The sequence below is a fragment of the Paludibaculum fermentans genome (genome assembly GCF_051172195.1).
Lineage (GTDB): Bacteria > Acidobacteriota > Terriglobia > Bryobacterales > Bryobacteraceae > Paludibaculum > Paludibaculum fermentans_A.
Window position 1 is genome coordinate 1,400,472 of the sequence record NZ_JBPJAQ010000002.1, and the last position, 15,049, is coordinate 1,415,520.

The 15,049-nt window shown below is 62.4% G+C and carries 12 protein-coding genes; 2 read left to right on the forward strand and 10 right to left on the reverse strand.

What is annotated here, in order from left to right; all coding sequences use genetic code 11:
• Window positions 1-70: 70 nt before the first annotated feature.
• The 4 genes from ggt to ACR9Y2_RS32240 form a co-directional block, all read right to left on the reverse strand.
• Window positions 71-1,702, reverse strand: coding sequence for a gamma-glutamyltransferase (ggt, locus tag ACR9Y2_RS32225; protein ID WP_435045989.1), 1,632 nt, complete (start codon window positions 1,700-1,702; stop codon window positions 71-73).
• 183 nt (window positions 1,703-1,885) lie between these two features.
• Entirely contained in the window at window positions 1,886-2,536 is a 651-nt protein-coding gene (locus ACR9Y2_RS32230; RefSeq protein WP_435045990.1) for an HAD family hydrolase, read from the reverse strand.
• 61 nt (window positions 2,537-2,597) lie between these two features.
• Window positions 2,598-3,341, reverse strand: coding sequence for a YIP1 family protein (locus tag ACR9Y2_RS32235; RefSeq protein ID WP_435045991.1), 744 nt, complete (start codon window positions 3,339-3,341; stop codon window positions 2,598-2,600).
• Window positions 3,342-3,377: 36 nt separating this feature from the next.
• Window positions 3,378-4,181: a DUF3298 domain-containing protein gene (locus ACR9Y2_RS32240; protein ID WP_435045992.1), complete on the reverse strand. Its 804-nt coding sequence runs from the start codon at window positions 4,179-4,181 to the stop codon at window positions 3,378-3,380.
• A gap of 125 nt (window positions 4,182-4,306) precedes the next feature.
• Here ACR9Y2_RS32240 and metH point away from each other — a divergent pair, with 125 nt between their 5' ends.
• Window positions 4,307-7,864: a methionine synthase gene (gene metH / locus ACR9Y2_RS32245; protein ID WP_435045993.1), complete on the forward strand. Its 3,558-nt coding sequence runs from the start codon at window positions 4,307-4,309 to the stop codon at window positions 7,862-7,864.
• Here the strand turns inward: metH and ACR9Y2_RS32250 are convergent.
• Genes ACR9Y2_RS32250 through ACR9Y2_RS32260 form a run of 3 tightly spaced genes read right to left on the reverse strand, consistent with a single transcriptional unit; the run spans window position 7,819 to window position 10,442 of the window.
• Window positions 7,819-9,285 carry an arylsulfatase gene (locus tag ACR9Y2_RS32250; protein WP_435045994.1) on the reverse strand — a complete coding sequence of 489 codons (1,467 nt, stop codon included), beginning with the start codon at window positions 9,283-9,285 and terminating at the stop codon, window positions 7,819-7,821. The genes metH and ACR9Y2_RS32250 overlap by 46 nt on opposite strands.
• 17 nt (window positions 9,286-9,302) lie before the next feature.
• Window positions 9,303-10,001 carry a metal-dependent hydrolase gene (locus tag ACR9Y2_RS32255; RefSeq protein WP_435045995.1) on the reverse strand — a complete coding sequence of 233 codons (699 nt, stop codon included), beginning with the start codon at window positions 9,999-10,001 and terminating at the stop codon, window positions 9,303-9,305.
• A gap of 27 nt (window positions 10,002-10,028) precedes the next feature.
• On the reverse strand, window positions 10,029-10,442 hold the full coding sequence (locus ACR9Y2_RS32260) for a YbhB/YbcL family Raf kinase inhibitor-like protein (protein WP_435045996.1): 414 nt from the start codon (window positions 10,440-10,442) through the stop codon (window positions 10,029-10,031).
• A 300-nt stretch (window positions 10,443-10,742) separates the two neighbouring features.
• Between ACR9Y2_RS32260 and ACR9Y2_RS32265 the strand changes: the two genes are divergently transcribed.
• Window positions 10,743-11,387 carry a hypothetical protein gene (locus ACR9Y2_RS32265; RefSeq protein WP_435045997.1) on the forward strand — a complete coding sequence of 215 codons (645 nt, stop codon included), beginning with the start codon at window positions 10,743-10,745 and terminating at the stop codon, window positions 11,385-11,387.
• 14 nt (window positions 11,388-11,401) lie between these two features.
• On the opposite strand, the gene ACR9Y2_RS32270 is transcribed toward ACR9Y2_RS32265, so the two are convergent.
• The 3 genes from ACR9Y2_RS32270 to ACR9Y2_RS32280 all read right to left on the reverse strand — a co-directional run bounded on the left by ACR9Y2_RS32270 (window position 11,402) and on the right by ACR9Y2_RS32280 (window position 15,034).
• A complete protein-coding gene (locus ACR9Y2_RS32270; protein WP_435045998.1) occupies window positions 11,402-13,180 on the reverse strand; it encodes a glycoside hydrolase family 3 protein in 1,779 nt (592 codons plus the stop codon).
• Window positions 13,181-13,303: 123 nt separating this feature from the next.
• Window positions 13,304-13,759 (reverse strand): response regulator, encoded by a 456-nt coding sequence (locus ACR9Y2_RS32275; RefSeq protein WP_435045999.1) that lies wholly within the window; start codon window positions 13,757-13,759, stop codon window positions 13,304-13,306.
• A 120-nt stretch (window positions 13,760-13,879) separates the two neighbouring features.
• The gene (locus ACR9Y2_RS32280) at window positions 13,880-15,034 is read right to left on the reverse strand and encodes a VWA domain-containing protein (protein WP_435046000.1); all 1,155 of its coding nucleotides are present in this window, start codon (window positions 15,032-15,034) and stop codon (window positions 13,880-13,882) included.
• Window positions 15,035-15,049 lie beyond the last annotated feature (15 nt).

The following is a 15,049-nucleotide window of genomic DNA, read 5'->3' on the forward strand; positions in this document are numbered from 1 at the left end:
TCTCTCTCCCACTGGGAGCCGGAGCACCAAGTACGCCACGAGGCGTGCGTGGCGCGCCGGCTCCTCATTTTTAGCGGACCGGTTCGGGAATCGCCGCGCCATCGGAGCGTGGATCGGCCGCCGCCTGTTTTACCTTCGTTTTCGCGTTGTAGAGGACCACCGCGCCGCGGCCCATGTTCGTCGAGTAGGGTCCGCGCACGGCGAGTTTGTGGCCCTTGCTTGTGAGTTGCTGCTGCGCGGCTGCAGGCACTCGGTTCTCAATCTGGACATCGCAGCCCGACGGCCCGTCCTTGGTGAAGCGCGGCGACTCCAGCGCCATCTGGATATTCATCCCCTCGTCCACCAGGTTCGAGACAAACTGGGCATGCGCCAGGGGCTGGTTGGGGCCGCCCATGATGCCGAAGCCGATGTGGACGTCGCCCTTCTCCATGAAGGCGGGAATGATGGTGTGGAACGGGCGCTTGCGAGGGGCCAGCACGTTGGGGTGTTTCGGGTCGAGCACAAAGCCGCCGCCGCGGTTCTGCAGCGGGAAACCCAGGCCCTCCATCACCACGCCGGAGCCCCAGCCCGAATAGATGCTCTGGATCCACGACGCGATGTTGCCGTCCTTGTCGACGACGGACAAATAGGTGGTGTCGCTGCCGAACGGCTGGCCGGAGACCGCGTTGCACTGGGCCTTGGCCGGATCGATCAGCTTGGCCCGCTGGGCGGCGTAAGCCTTGTCGAGCAAACCTTTCACCGGCACTTTGGCGAAGCGCGGATCGGCGTTATAGGCCATCACGTCGGCGTAGGACAGCTTCATGGCCTCAATCTTCGCGTGCCAGTCGTGCCCCAGAACTTCCATGATGTTGAGCATCATCAACGCCGCCATGCCCTGGCCGTTGGGCGGCAGTTCGTAGACGCGCCAGCCGCGGTAGGTGGTGGAGATCGGTTCCACCCATTCGGCCGCGAACTCGGCGAGGTCGGCCTCCGTCATGGTGCCGCCCAGCTTGCGGGAACCGGCCAGCAGCTTGCGGGCGATCTCCCCCTTGTAGAAGGCGTCGCGGCCCTGTTCGGCAATCAGCTTCAGCGCGGCGCCCAGTTCCGGATTCTTGAAGACATCGCCGGCCGCCGGAGCATGGCCGTTGGGCAGGAAGACGCGTGCGGCTTCGGGTGTGGTTTTCAGGCGTGCGTCGGACCAGACGGCGTGGATCACTTCATGGACGGGATGCCCGTCGTTGGCGTAGTGAATTGCGGCGGGGAACAGTTCTTTCCACGCAAGTTGGCCAAAGCGGGCATGGGCCTTGGACCAGCCTTCTACCGCTCCGGGCACGGTAATGGTGTGGATGCCTGCCTTCGGCATCGCGGTGATGCCCTTTGAGGCGAGAAAGGCGGGCGAAAGGCCCTGCGGCGCCCAGCCCGAGGAATTCAGGCCGTAGAGCTTGCCGGTTTTCGCCTCCCAATAGAGCATGAAGAAATCGCCGCCGATGCCGCACATCATCGGTTCCACGACACCCAGCACAGCGTTGGCTGCAATGGCGGCGTCCACTGCGTTGCCGCCCCGGGCCAGAGCCTGGGCTCCCGCCTGCGACGCGAGAACGTGGCTGGTGGAGACAATCCCGTCCTGGGAATAGACAATGGATCGGGATTGCGCGCGGTCGGCCGCGGCCAGGGGCAGGGAAGCAGAGAGCATGAGGAGAGTGGCAAGGCGCACGAGGTCCATTGAATCACACCCGCGGAATGAGGCTGAAAGGGAATTGGGCTGTAGTGGAATTGGCGGGTGGCGGGTCTTAGGCACGGACCGTCATTGATTGGAGGAATCCAGTGCGTTTCCGTCTGCGCGGGATGACGAGAGGCGGACTGGATGGGCCGGCGCGCGTGTGTGCTCCCGCAGGCGCGCCACAGGTCAGGCTTTGGCGGTCAGGAGGGCTGGGAGTTCCAGCATGGAATCCATCAGATAGTCAGGCGGCGTAGCCTTGAGCGATTCCGGACTGATGCCATAGGTGACGCCGGCGCAGCGGACGCCGGCATTGCGGGCCGTGAGAATATCCGTCGAAGAGTCACCAATCATCCAGGTGCCCGACAGGTGAGCGCCGCACTCTTTGGCCAACGTGTGAATGCCGATGGGGTCTGGCTTCTTCTGTTCAAAGCTGTTGCCGCCGTACACCTGGAAGAAGTACTTGCCGAAGCCGAGCCCCGTGCACATGTCGCGGGAAAAGCGCTCGGGTTTATTGGTGAGGACGGCCATGCGCGAGCCCTGTTCGTGGATCTGCTCCAGCGCCTCCACCACACCGGGATAGGGCCGGGTGTGATCGAGCATGTGTTCGCGATAGTACCCGAGAAAATAGGCCAAGGCCTCTTCGACTTTGGCCTCGGAAGCGCCAGGTCCCATGGCCCTGCGGATGAGGATGGGCGCGCCGTTGCCGACATACGAGGCCACCAGTTCCATGGGCAATTGCTCCATGCCCATATAGGTGCGGGTAGCGTTTACGGAATTGCACAGATCCTGAACGGAGTCGACCAGCGTGCCGTCCAGGTCGAAAATCACCAGTTGCATGCGTCTGCTTCCAGTGTAGCCCGGAAGGCGGAGCTCGTCCTCTGGCTGATGAAAGCGTTCTCTACCCGAACATTGCGGCCCAGGTGGCCTTGGCGAGCACGTAGGCCAGCCACGGTATGATCACCCCGATCAGCGCTTTGCTGAAGGGCATCCGCTTGGCGCCGCACACCGTCGAGAAGCCGACAGCCAGCAGGGCAATCTGCCAGAAGGTGAAGAGGTCGAGCGAGGAAGCCAAGCTGTGCAGCCACTTGGCGGTGCTCTCCGGCAGAAATGCGCCGAGATTGAAGGCCAGCGGATTCTGCATATCGAAATCGTCCGGCGGCTTCAGGTACAACACGAGAATTGTGGCTGCCGTCGAGACAATTGCAGGTGGGATGCCCGCATAGGCGTGCAGGTTCAGCACCTGTTTAAACTTCAGTCCCGCATCCAGCATGAAATTGAAGACAAACAACAGAGCCCCGGCCGCTACCAGCATGACGACCAGCAGGCCTACCGGCGGCATGATGCGCACGAAGATCGGCATCATCTTGCGCTGCATTTCGTAGGCCTTTTCCTTCTGGTCCGCCGGCATCTCCTGCATGCGGGAATTGGTCTCGAACGCCTTTGTGATCATGCGGTCGTAGCCGATGCGGTTCACCATCAGCGTGGTGAAGGCGGAGATCAGTACAGCGATAATCAGCCAGGCCACCCACCAGCGGCCATTGTTGGCGATATCGGTGAATACGGCTCCTGGCTCAAAACAGACGCCGGTCAACCGGCGCATTTCAGAGCTGGGAGGAGGAGGAGCGGAGTCCGTGAGTTCCATAAAGCTGCATTCCAGTCTAATCCGAACGCGCGCAGATTAGGAGGACGGGGGCAGGATGCCAGCCTCTTTCCGGATCAGGGGCCGGATATCGTTCCAGGGCAGCATGATCGTCGTCGGCCCGACTGCGTAAGGCGCAATCTCATACGCGTTGTAGTGAATCACCAGGCCGCGCGGGGAAACGCCCCAGGTTTTGCTGAGGGCGAATTTATCGTCGGCGAAAGTGAAGCCCGCCTCCGACAACTTCTTCCCTTCCGGAACCTCCCGTTCACCGCGGAAGCGTTTCTCGGCCAGTTCGGTCAATTTCTGCATGGATCCATCGCGGACCAGGTCCTTGAGGAACACATCCTGGCCATTCGCGGGATTCAGGTTGAGGTAAGTGCGGCGCGATTCCGGATGCGCGCCGCCGCGGAACTCCTCTTCTGTGATCTCGAGGCTCAACATGGTGGCGTTGCTCATCAGGATATCGGCCGTGCGGCGGATGAAATAGGTGATGGCGCTGTCGTCGAATTCCTTGTGGAACCGGTCGTAGTCCTGCGCCACCTCGGCGGCCTCCGCGTCAAACCCGCGGGGGGCCTCCTTGGGCTGGAGCGCGGCCAGGATTGCCGCGTTGATTTTCGTCTTCACTTCGTCCGAGGCGGCGCTGCTGGCTTCCACCCACGAGACTCGGAAGGTGACGCAGGCCTCCTCGCGTTTCTGTTTATCCCCGCAGCCGGGGACCGATTTGTCGAACTTCCTGGAGACGAAAACCAGAGGACTGGGTGCAGCGGCGTCGGGCGCACGCTTGCAGCCGACAGCCGGTAAGAACAGCAGAATGAGTACCGCGAAGCAAAGTTTCCACATGAAAGATTCAATCTCCACCTTCGACCGGCGGATGCATTCCTGATTGTAGAAGCTGGCGACCCAATCCGGAAGCGCCTCACGCCGGGTGCTTTCAATCACATGCGATAGAATAGATACATCCCCGAATGAATAACTGGCAAGACCGCCAACAGGCTCTACTAGACGCCCTAGCCACCCGCATCCTCGTACTCGACGGGGCCATGGGCACTATGATCCAGCAGCGCAATCCCACTATGGAGGATTGGGGCGGCTCGAAGTTTGAGAACTGTTCGGAGAACATCCTCTTCACCCGCCCGGAGTGGATCAAGGACGTCCATCGTGCGTATTACACCGCCGGCTCGGATATCGTTGAGACCAACTCCTTCGGCGGGCACCTGATCACCCTGGCTGAGTTCGGCATCGAAGATAAGTGCTTGGAAGTCAATACGCTGGCGGCGCGCCTGGCTCGTGAAGCTGCCGCTGAATACGACCAGCCCGGCCGACTGCGGTTTGTGGCCGGCTCCATCGGCCCCACGACGCGCGCCATCTCGGTTTCGGGCGGCGTCACCTTCCAGCAACTGCGCGACGGCTACTACCTGCAGTCCAAGGGACTGGTGGAAGGCGGCGCGGATCTGCTGCTGGTGGAGACCTGCAACGACACACGTACCATCAAGGCCGCGCTGCTGGCCATCGACCAGCTTTCGAAAGAGCTGGGGCGGCGCATCCCGGTGGTCGTCTCGGGCACCATCGAGCCGATGGGCACGATGCTGGCCGGCCAGACGGCCGACGCGTTTTACACTTCCATCGCGCATGCAGACCTGCTCGCCGTCGGCCTGAATTGCGCCACCGGCCCGGAGTTCATGACGGACCATATCCGCACCATCCATGAACTCTCTAACACTCGCGTCTCCTGTTATCCCAATGCCGGCCTGCCGAATGAAGATGGGAAGTACGACACCACGCCCACTTCGCTCGCCAGCCAGTTGGAGAAGTTCGTCGATCACGGCTGGCTGAACATCATTGGCGGCTGCTGCGGCACGACGCCGGAACATATCCAGGCCATCTCGCAGATGGTCCAGACCAAACAGCCCCGCGGGCCTGCCCAGCCTACGCATCGCGCCTATTTCTCGGGCGTCGAGATGGTGGAGGCCGACGACTCCAACCGTCCGCTGATTGTCGGTGAACGCACCAACGTCATTGGCAGCCGCCTGTTCAAGAACCTGGTCGCGGCCGAGCAGTGGGAAGAAGCCACTGACATCGCGCGCCGCCAGGTGCGCAACGGCGCCCACATCATCGACGTCTGCCTGCAGTCGTCCGACCGCGAAGAGATCACCGACATCCCGGTGTTCTACGACAAGCTGATCCGCAAGATCAAAGCGCCGATCATGATCGACACGACAGACCCCAAGGCGGTGGAGCTGTCGCTCACTTACTGCCAGGGCAAGTCGATTATCAACTCCATCAACCTGGAGGATGGCGAAGAGAAGTTCGAGCGCATCTGCCCGATTGCGAAGGCTTACGGCGCGTCATTGGTGGTCGGCACCATCGATGAGGATCCGGTGGAGGCGCAGGCATTCCGCCGTGAGCGCAAGCTGGCCGTGGCCCAGCGCAGTGTCGACCTGCTGACGACCAAGTACGGCATTCCGCCGGAAGACATCATCATCGACCCGCTGGTCTTTCCCTGCGCCACGGGCGATGAGAACTACATCGGCGGCGCCGTGGAGACCATCGAAGGGCTGCGGCTGATCAAGGAGAAGATCCCGTTCGTCAAGACTGTACTGGGCGTCTCCAACGTCTCCTTCGGTCTACCCGGATCAGCTCGTGAAATCGTCAACTCGGTCTTCCTGTATTACGCCACCAAGGCGGGCCTTGATCTCGCCATCGTCAACGCCGAGAAGCTGGAGCGCTTCGCTTCGATCCCGGTGGAGGAGCGCCGCCTGGCCGAGGCCCTGCTGTTCAATACGCCGCCAGCATCCATGCCGGGTGTCTCGGAGGACTGGCGTGAGCAGTCGCGGGAAGAGAAGATCGCCGTCAACCAGCACAACATTGCGGTGATCAGTGAGCATTTCCGTGGAGCCCAGGCCCGCGTGAAGAAGGTCGCGGCCGAACTGCCGCTGGACGAACGCCTAGGCAACTACATCATCGAAGGCACGAAAGACGGGCTGGTGGAAGACCTGGAGCGCAAGCGCGCTGAAGGCATGGCGCCGCTCGATATCATCAACGGGCCGCTGATGGCGGGCATGGCCGAGGTCGGGCGCCTGTTCAACAACAACGAACTCATCGTGGCCGAGGTGCTGCAATCGGCTGAGGCGATGAAGACCGCGGTCAGCCACCTCGAGCAGTACATGGAGAAAGCCGACACAGCGGCGCGCGGCAAAATCGTGCTCGCCACCGTGAAGGGCGACGTCCACGACATCGGGAAGAACCTGGTCGAGATCATTCTGTCCAACAACGGCTATAACGTCGTGAACCTCGGCATCAAGGTTCCACCGGAAGAGCTCATCAAGGCCTTCAAGCAGCACCAGCCCGACGCCATCGGGCTTTCCGGCCTGCTGGTGAAGTCGGCCCAGCAGATGGTGATCACCGGCGAGGATCTCAGGAACGCCGGAGTCAACGTACCGTTGCTGGTGGGCGGAGCCGCGCTGAGCGAGCGCTATACCAACGGCAAGATTGGCCCGGCCTACTCGGCGCCCACGTTCTATGCCAAGGACGCCATGACCGGCCTGCGCCTCATGAACGAGATCATGGATCCGGAGACTCGCGACAGTTCCCTGACTTCCCATACGTTCACCGTGCCCGTCGCACTGCCGGCCGCTGCGAGCCCCGTCGAGGAGAAGTTCTCACTCGGCACCGAACGCTCGTCCAAGGTCCGCACGGACATCCCCATCCCGCCGGCGCCCTACCTCGACCGCAAGGTGCGCGACGTGCCGCAACTCTCGGAAGTCTGGTCGTACATCAATCCCTTCATGCTCTATGGCCGCCATCTCGGCTACAAGGGCAATTTCGAGAAGGCGCTGCACGATCGCGAAGAGAAGGCTCTCTCGCTCTTCCACGACATGGAGGAGGTCAGGCAGGCGGCCCTGGGCTTCATGAAGATCCGCGCCGTGTGGCGCTTCTTCGAGGCGGAACGAGCCGGCAATGATATCCAGCTCTTCGAGCCTGGCGCCACCCAGCCGCTGCACACTTTCCACTTCGCCCGCCAGAACAAGCCCGCCGGCCTGTGCCTGAGCGACTACATTCTGGATCCCGACGAGAACGGCCGCCGCGACCACATGGCCATGTTTGTGGTCACCGCCGGGGCCGGCGTTCGGGAACACTCCGAGGCCGCGAAGGCTAAGGGTGAGTTCTTCATGGCCCACGGCTTACAGGCCCTGGCTATCGAGACCGCCGAAGCTACGGCCGAGTGGCTGCACCGCCGGCTGCGCGAAGACTGGGGTGCGCCGGATCCTCCCACGCTAACGATGCATGAGCGGTTCACGTCGCGCTACCGCGGCAAGCGCTACAGCTTCGGCTACCCGGCCTGTCCGAACCTCGACGACCAGCAGGAACTGTTCCGCCTGCTGCAGCCTGAGGAGATCGGCGTCCAGTTGACCGAGGGGATGATGATGGAGCCCGAGGCGTCGGTGAGCGCCCTCGTCTTCCACCACCCGGACTGTGCCTATTTCTCGGCCGCCGCTGTGGATGAAGAGGCCGTGGTCGGGTAGTTCGGCGAATACAGCATACTGGCGGGGCGGGGCACGAGCTTGCCGCCCTGCACCCACTTCTCGCCGCGCGGTTCCAGGTGGGCCGTCATCCTACCGCGCCACAGCCGCAGGGCATCCGCATCCGGCGACTCCCTCAGCTCGTGCGGATCGCTCACCAGGTCGAACAACTGCTCGCGGCCGTCGAAGGCGTGGTAGATGTACTTCCAACGCCCATCGGTCAAGGCCGTCCAATGATTCGTTTTGTCGTAGCAGACGTCGTGCTCCAGGTCGATCCACTGGCGTTTAGCCTGCAGCATGTTCTGCCCGTCGCTGGCCGCCGGCACGGACACCCCTCCCGCTGCGAGTAAAGTCGGCAAGACATCGCGGATCTCCACCGGCACGTCGCTGACTGTGCCTTTGGCGGCGCCCGGACCACGAACGATCATCGGGATGCGCGCCGATGCCTGGTACGCATACGACTTGCGCCATAAGTAGTGATCGCCGGTCATGTCTCCGTGATCGCTGAGGTAAACAATCAGCGTCTCGTCCAGCCAGCCGCGCTTCCGCAGCGCTTCGGTCACCCGGCCGAGCTGCTCGTCCATGAACGAGACCGATCCGGAATAGCCGACGCGCGCACGCCGTGTCAACTCGCGACCGACGTCTCCATGCCAGATGTCATCGCGATTCGAATTGCGCGGCTTGTTCCCGGCGGCCCATTGCCCCGCCACGGCTTCGGGCAGGCGCGCCTCGGCATAGCGGTCCCAATGGCGCTGCGGCGGGTCGTAGGGGCTGTGAGGCCTCGCAAAGCTGACTTTCAGGAAAAACGGCTGCGGCCTCTGGTACGACTCCAGAAAGCGCACCGCGCAGTCCGCCGTCCACGTCGTTGGATGCAGGCGCTCCGGCAGGACGTACGGTTTCGCCGTGTTGTCATTCCAACCGATCGCTGTGGCATCGGGATCGAGATTCGGAGCCTCGGAGGCAAACCAGGCGCGGTAGTCGCTTTTGAAGTCCGGCGATTCCACGCGGCCGCTCTCGTCGAGCAGGGTCTGATGGAACCCGTGCAGGTTGCGCTGCGGCGTCCAGTGCATCTTGCCGATGCCGGTCGTGTAGTAGCCGGCGTCGCGCAGCACGCGCGGACCTTCCACCGGATACTGCCGTGCCACCTGCCCATAGCCCAACATGCCGTGGCGCCAGGGCGACATCCCCGTCAACAATCCGGCGCGCGCTGGAGTACAGGTGGGCGTAGAGGAAAAGGCGTGCCGGAAGCGGACGCCCTCGCCGGCCAGTGCGTCCAGATTGGGCGTGCTCACCGCCGCATTGCCGTCGCAGCCCATCCAATCCGCTCTATGTTGGTCGCTCATCAACAGCAGTAGATTCGGTTTGGAACGGGACAGGCCCTGCAGGAAGGCAGGCGCGGTGAGCAGCGTACGGCGCGAAAGCATCCTTCTACCCTAGCCGCTTACCACTCCGCGGCGACGCCAATTTCCAGCGGCCAGATCTCCGCGTCTACGTGGCCCTGAATCAGCTCCGCCAGGTCCGCCGGCCGCCCGATCAGTGGGGGGAAGGTCCCGAAATGCATCGGGATCACTTTCTTCGCCTTCACCAGGCGGCACGCCACCGCCGCCTCTTTCGGTCCCATGGTGAATAGATCCCCGATCGGCAGGAAAGCCAATTCCGGCTCGTAGATCTCGGCGATCAGGGCCATGTCCGAGAACACCGCTGTATCGCCCGCGAAATAGACTCGCCGGGCATCGGGCAACGTGACCACGAAGCCCGCCGCATCACCGCCATACAGAATCTTGCCTTCGTCGCTGATTCCGCACGAGTGCACGGCATGGGTCATCGTCACACGCAGCGGCCCGGCTTCCTGCGAGCCGCCCTTGTTCATGCCGCAGGCGTTCTCTACCCCTTTCGATTCCAGCCAGCGACAGATCTCGTAGTTCGAGATCACCTTCGGCTTGTGTTTCCGGGCGAGGGGCACAGCATCGGCGATGTGGTCGAAGTGCCCGTGTGTCACGAGCATGGTGTCGATTCGCTCGAACTCAAAACCCGTGGGAAACGACGGGTTGCCCTGTACCCAGGGGTCGATCACCACGACTTCGCCGCTATCCAGCTTCCATTGGAACGTGCCATGCCCAAGCCACGTGATTTCGATCATGGGCACTATTCTAGTGAAACTCGCGGCTCACTGCCGCTCGTACTTCACTGTCGTCCAGGCTTCCGCCAGATCGTGCCCGCGCAACGCTTTGTCCAATTGGGCGCGGCTTGAATCCACATGCAGCATCAGGCGCCCAGTGTCCAGTGCATAGAGCTTGAACTGGTAGCGGTGCGGACCATGCCCCACTGGCGGCATCGGCCCGCCATAGCCCTCGTTGCCGAAATCGTTCACTCCGCTGGTGCCCAGGCTGCCGGGCAGAAAGCCCTCAGGCAGGCCGTGCTCGGCTCCCGGAATGTCCCATAACAGCCAGTGGGTCCACGTTCCGGCCGGAGCGTCCGGATCGTCGACGATCAACGCAAAGCTTCTGGTGCCGGGCGGCGCGTCTTCCCACTCGATGGCCGGGGCAACGTCTTCTCCCTCGCCCGTGTGCCGCTTAGGCATTGTTCCGCCTTCATCGCAGGCGGGAACTCGAACTCGGAACGCCATACTTACCTCCTGTGGCGATCGCTTGAGCCGTCCCATTTCCAACCAGATCCATCGCTGGCCAGCTCCGGAATGGTCACCGGCAGCCGGCGGATCACATGGCGTGCCGCCAGCCGGCCCGGGTTCAGATTGCAGGTCCCGCAGCCAGCCAGCGTCACAGTATCACGATGGACACCCGCTGTCACCCGGGGTTCGCAGTTGCCATAATCACGGTGAAGATCCATGTGTCAGCCGTACCGCCGGATACTCCCGTTCGCATTGGGCTTTCTCTTTGCCCTAAGCGCCCTCGCCCAGCCGGCCACTGGCGGCAGTTGGCGATTCCTTACCGGCTATCACAGCGAGCAGCCTTCCGCATTTGAGGCCATCAGTATCCTGCTGCGGGTGGCCGAAGTCCCTTCCGGCTTTGCCGCCCTGCGAACCTGCGAGGCGGATATTCCGGTGGCTATCCAGGTTCCTGCCGGCATGGAACTGCAGGCTGCCCTCAATGAGGTGCTGGCCCTCACCGGCGCGGCCTACCGGGAGGAAGAGCGAAACGGCGTCGTCAACGTTTTGCCGCTCTCGGGCACACCCGCCCTCCTCAACGTCAGAATCGAAAAGCTGACCATCAAGGATCCTTCGAACCTGACCCTCTCCCTGAGCCAGATGGAAGAGACCCCTGCCTTTCACCAGACCCTGCTGGCAATGGGGGCCTCCATGTGGGCCAGCTTCGTCTCCGTCAGTTCTTTGCGGCAGCCCGGTGATCCCGAGCCGCCCAAGTCGCAGCCGCTGGAGATCCGCGACATGCCGGTGATCGATGTCCTCAATCTCCTGGCGCTACGCCATGGGCAGGCGGTGTGGCTCTACAGGGAGAATCGCTGCACCGGACGCCGGCTCCACATCTCGCTGACATTCATTCGGCAATGAAGCCGCGGCTGTCCCTACCTGCTTCGCTCCATCTTCAAGCCGAAGCCGTATTCCGCGAGTCCTGGAATCGTCACCGGCAGCTTACCGTCGACCGTCAGCTCGCCAGCCAGCGCCTTCACCACCGCGGTCTCTGACGGAGCCACGGTCGTGTATGTTGCCAGGTATGCCGGCGCGTTCGGGTAGGTCCTGAGCAGGTAGGGATTCCCGAAGGCCACCAGCACTACCGGCCTGCCGCCCGCCAGCAGTTTCTCGACAAAGGCGGGGTAGTTGCCAGACAGCACGACGTTGCCTTGGGAAGCGCTGGCCGTGACGTACGCTTCCACTACCACCGTCTCGCACGCCGCCGCGGCCTGCGCCAGTTGACCGAACTCCTCCTGCGGCAGTTGGGGATCCAGCAACTGCACTTTCGCGCCGCGCAGTCCAGCTCGGAGTTGGTCCGCCAGGTCCCGGCCCTGGGTCGAGAAACGGCCCGCTGACAGGATGTAATGGCAGCTGCCCCCTGGATTCCGCAGCGGCAGCAGCGCGCCTTCGTTCTTTACCAGGGTGAGCGCTTTCTCGGCCACATGTTGCGCGCTCTCTTCGTCTTCCGGCGAGTCGATTTCATCGCTCAGCGTCTCCACATCCACCAGCTTCTTTTTGTTCAGGCCGACATGCACCTTGGCATTGAGAATCTTCAGCACCGAGGCATCGACACGCTTCTGTGTCAGCCGGCCGCTCTTCACCGCAGCCAGGATGGCCCGCACGCTCTCCTGCGCATTGGCCGGCACCAGCAGCAGATCCGCGCCAGCCTCCAGTGCCCGCACGGCCGATTCGCCGGCCGGGAACTGGCTGGTCAGCCCCTGCATGTTCATCGCATCCGTCACCGCGATGCCCTTGAAGCCCAATTCCTCGCGCAGCAGGGTGGTGAGGATGTTCTTCGACACGGTCGCCGGCAGCTTCTCCGATTCGTATGCGGGCACGTGCAGATGAGCGCTCATCACGCCATCCACTCCGGCTTCGATCGCGGCCTTAAACGGGACGAGCTCCACCTGTTCCATGCGCTCTTTCGAGGCCGTCACGACACCCAGCCCCAGGTGCGTATCGGTGGCTGTATCCCCATGGCCGGGGAAGTGCTTCACCGTAGTCAGGACATGCACCTTCGGGTCGCTCTTCGCCCCTTCCAGGAAGGCCTTGACATGCGCGGCAACCACCTGCGGATTCTCGCTGAACGAGCGCGTGTTGATCACCGGGTTGTCCGGGTTGTTGTTCACATCCGCATCGGGCGCGAACACCCATTGGACACCCATCGCGCGCGCTTCCCGCGCCGTTGCCTTGCCCAGTTGGAATGTCGCTTCCAGGTCATTGGCGGCGCCGTAGGCCATCAAATGAGGAAACTGAGTCGTTGAGGTCATCCGCATCGAAGCGCCGCGTTCGAAGTCTCCACCCACGATCAGGGGAGTCTTCGCCAGCTTCTGCATGCGGTTCAGGAACGCCGCCATCTGATATGGATCGGCTCTCTGCACAATGCCGTTCTGCACCCGGTTGAGGACGATCAGGCCGCCCACCCTGAGATCGCGCACCGCTGCCACATACTGCTTGTACGCCTTCGACTTCGCATTGGGCGCATCGCCATAGAAGTGGATCATCAGCAACTGCGCGGCTCGCTCGGCCGGAGTCATCGACTTCAGCCAATGCTGCGCTACGCCCGTATTCGGCAATACCGCGGGCTTAGCTGGTGCAGGCTTCTTTTTCGCCGCCGCCGCGGGCATACCGCTCAGCAGAATCACGGCTAGGATGGCAAGGCTCAGACGCATCAGCTCCAGCCTAGCATCGGCCACCGCCAGGCAAGGTACTGATCACACGAGTAGGGAATGATGGGCGCAATTGGCGCCGTTGAAAGTTAAGAGAACAAAGGGGCCGGGACCACGCCCGTCAGCTCAGCTGCCGGCTTTGCGCGTGCGCACCCGCAGGGCAGGACGCTCTTCGGACATCGGCTTGCGCGGAATCTTCAACAAACGATTGGCGGCGCGGATCAGATGCTGCACTTCATTAGCGCTCTTCATGATCACGACGTTCGCGCCCGTGTTCTTCTCAGTCAGGCCAAGCGCATCGACAAAACCCGAGATCAGCACCACCGGCGTCAGGGGCTTCTCCGCGCGCAGTTGCACGATCAGTTCGACGCCATTCGTCTCCGGCATCTTGTAATCGGTCACCACCAGGTCGTAACTGCCGCTGCGAAACATTTCCAGCGCCTTGCGTGCGTCCGGGGCTCCATCCGTCGCATAGCCCAGCTCCTGCAGAACCGTGCTTCGAGCCATCAATCCGGCGCGATTGTCATCCACGAGGAGGATTCGTGCCGAAGGCACTAAACTTGACTTGGAACGAGCTGCCATTACGAGAAACCTTGCCGAAGGTAGCAAAGCGGAATTGCGGGTGTCAACGAACTTGTATCGCACTCATCCGGGGCGAGATCCAATGCTTGACTTCAGAGGAGCGCTGTGGTCAGCCGATCGCTACTCTACTTCGCGCGGTGCCTGGTACCCTGTCTTCGCCACGACGGTGTACTTCATCGGCTTGCCTTTCTCATCCGTGACCTTCAACGGCGCGTCCGTCCGCGGGTCCACCAGGTCAACCTTGATCTTTCTGTACTTGCCATCGCGCGCCGTATTCGTCGGCTGGTAGGACAGCGAATACGTATTCCGCAGGGCCTCTGAGATCTGACGGAAGATGCCGCCATATTCGCCGAAGAAACGCGGGAACCAGGATTGCCCGCCCGTCTCCTTTGAAAAGGTCCTCAACTGGTTGTCGGCCTGCAGGAAGTCCAGCCGCTGGATCGGGCCCATGTAGCCGTGCGAGTCCAGATACTCACGCATCGCCTGTAAGGTTCCCAACGCATAGATCGGCACGCTCGCCGTCTGCAGCCGCCGCCGCGTCACATCAAAGGTGATCTTCGAAAAGGTATCCATGCCGCTACCGATGTAGAGAATCGCCTTGCGGCCTTCAATGTCACTCATGCGGTCGGCCACGCTCGTCAGCGCGTCGTACAGGTTTGATTCCGAAAAGGCCGGGATCCGCAATCGGGCCATGGCCTCGTACGTGTCCTGGCGGTTGGTGGAGAAGTCGCTGAGAATCTCAGACCGCATATCGAAGGCAACCACGGCCACCGTGTCCTCGGGCTTCAGGGTCTGCAGGAAGCCATAACAGGCCGTCAGCGTCTCCTGCCAGCCGTACGACCAGTACTGTTGGTACAGATTGCTGAACTCGATCACCATCGCCAAGGTGATGGGCGATTCACCCGTGGTGAAGCCCGAAACCTTCTGCGGTACGCCGTCTTCCAGCACCCGGAAATTGCCCGCCGGAATGCCCGGGATGAACCGCCCGCGATTGTCCAGCACCGCCACGTCGACATTCACGGTCAGCGTATCGCTGCGGAAGGTGGGCTGGCCTGCCTCGGCCTTCTCGCCCGGCTTCTTCTGCAGCTTTGAGGGAATCTTCTCGCCTTGTGCTTCCGGCGGTTTCTCGGCCGGAGTTTCGTCCGAAGCTTTCTTGCGGGGGCGCGATACCGTGTCGCCCGATTCTTTCTTCGGGCCGGTTTGGGCGGGCAGCAGGCCACACATCGCGACAGCCGCGGCTACCAGTGTCGGTCCAAGGAATCGGCGCAGTTTCATGACATTCCCCTTCTA

Excerpts from the sequence above, each read along its gene's own strand:
- ggt (WP_435045989.1), bottom strand. The coding sequence starts at position 1,702 with ATGGACCTCGTGCGCCTTGCCACTCTCCTCATGCTCTCTGCTTCCCTG.
- ACR9Y2_RS32230 (WP_435045990.1), bottom strand. The coding sequence starts at position 2,536 with ATGCAACTGGTGATTTTCGACCTGGACGGCACGCTGGTCGACTCCGTT.
- ACR9Y2_RS32235 (WP_435045991.1), bottom strand. The coding sequence starts at position 3,341 with ATGGAACTCACGGACTCCGCTCCTCCTCCTCCCAGCTCTGAAATGCGC.
- ACR9Y2_RS32240 (WP_435045992.1), bottom strand. The coding sequence starts at position 4,181 with ATGTGGAAACTTTGCTTCGCGGTACTCATTCTGCTGTTCTTACCGGCT.
- metH (WP_435045993.1), top strand. The coding sequence starts at position 4,307 with ATGAATAACTGGCAAGACCGCCAACAGGCTCTACTAGACGCCCTAGCC.
- ACR9Y2_RS32250 (WP_435045994.1), bottom strand. The coding sequence starts at position 9,285 with ATGCTTTCGCGCCGTACGCTGCTCACCGCGCCTGCCTTCCTGCAGGGC.
- ACR9Y2_RS32255 (WP_435045995.1), bottom strand. The coding sequence starts at position 10,001 with ATGATCGAAATCACGTGGCTTGGGCATGGCACGTTCCAATGGAAGCTG.
- ACR9Y2_RS32260 (WP_435045996.1), bottom strand. The coding sequence starts at position 10,442 with ATGCCTAAGCGGCACACGGGCGAGGGAGAAGACGTTGCCCCGGCCATC.
- ACR9Y2_RS32270 (WP_435045998.1), bottom strand. The coding sequence starts at position 13,180 with ATGCGTCTGAGCCTTGCCATCCTAGCCGTGATTCTGCTGAGCGGTATG.
- ACR9Y2_RS32275 (WP_435045999.1), bottom strand. The coding sequence starts at position 13,759 with ATGGCAGCTCGTTCCAAGTCAAGTTTAGTGCCTTCGGCACGAATCCTC.
- ACR9Y2_RS32280 (WP_435046000.1), bottom strand. The coding sequence starts at position 15,034 with ATGAAACTGCGCCGATTCCTTGGACCGACACTGGTAGCCGCGGCTGTC.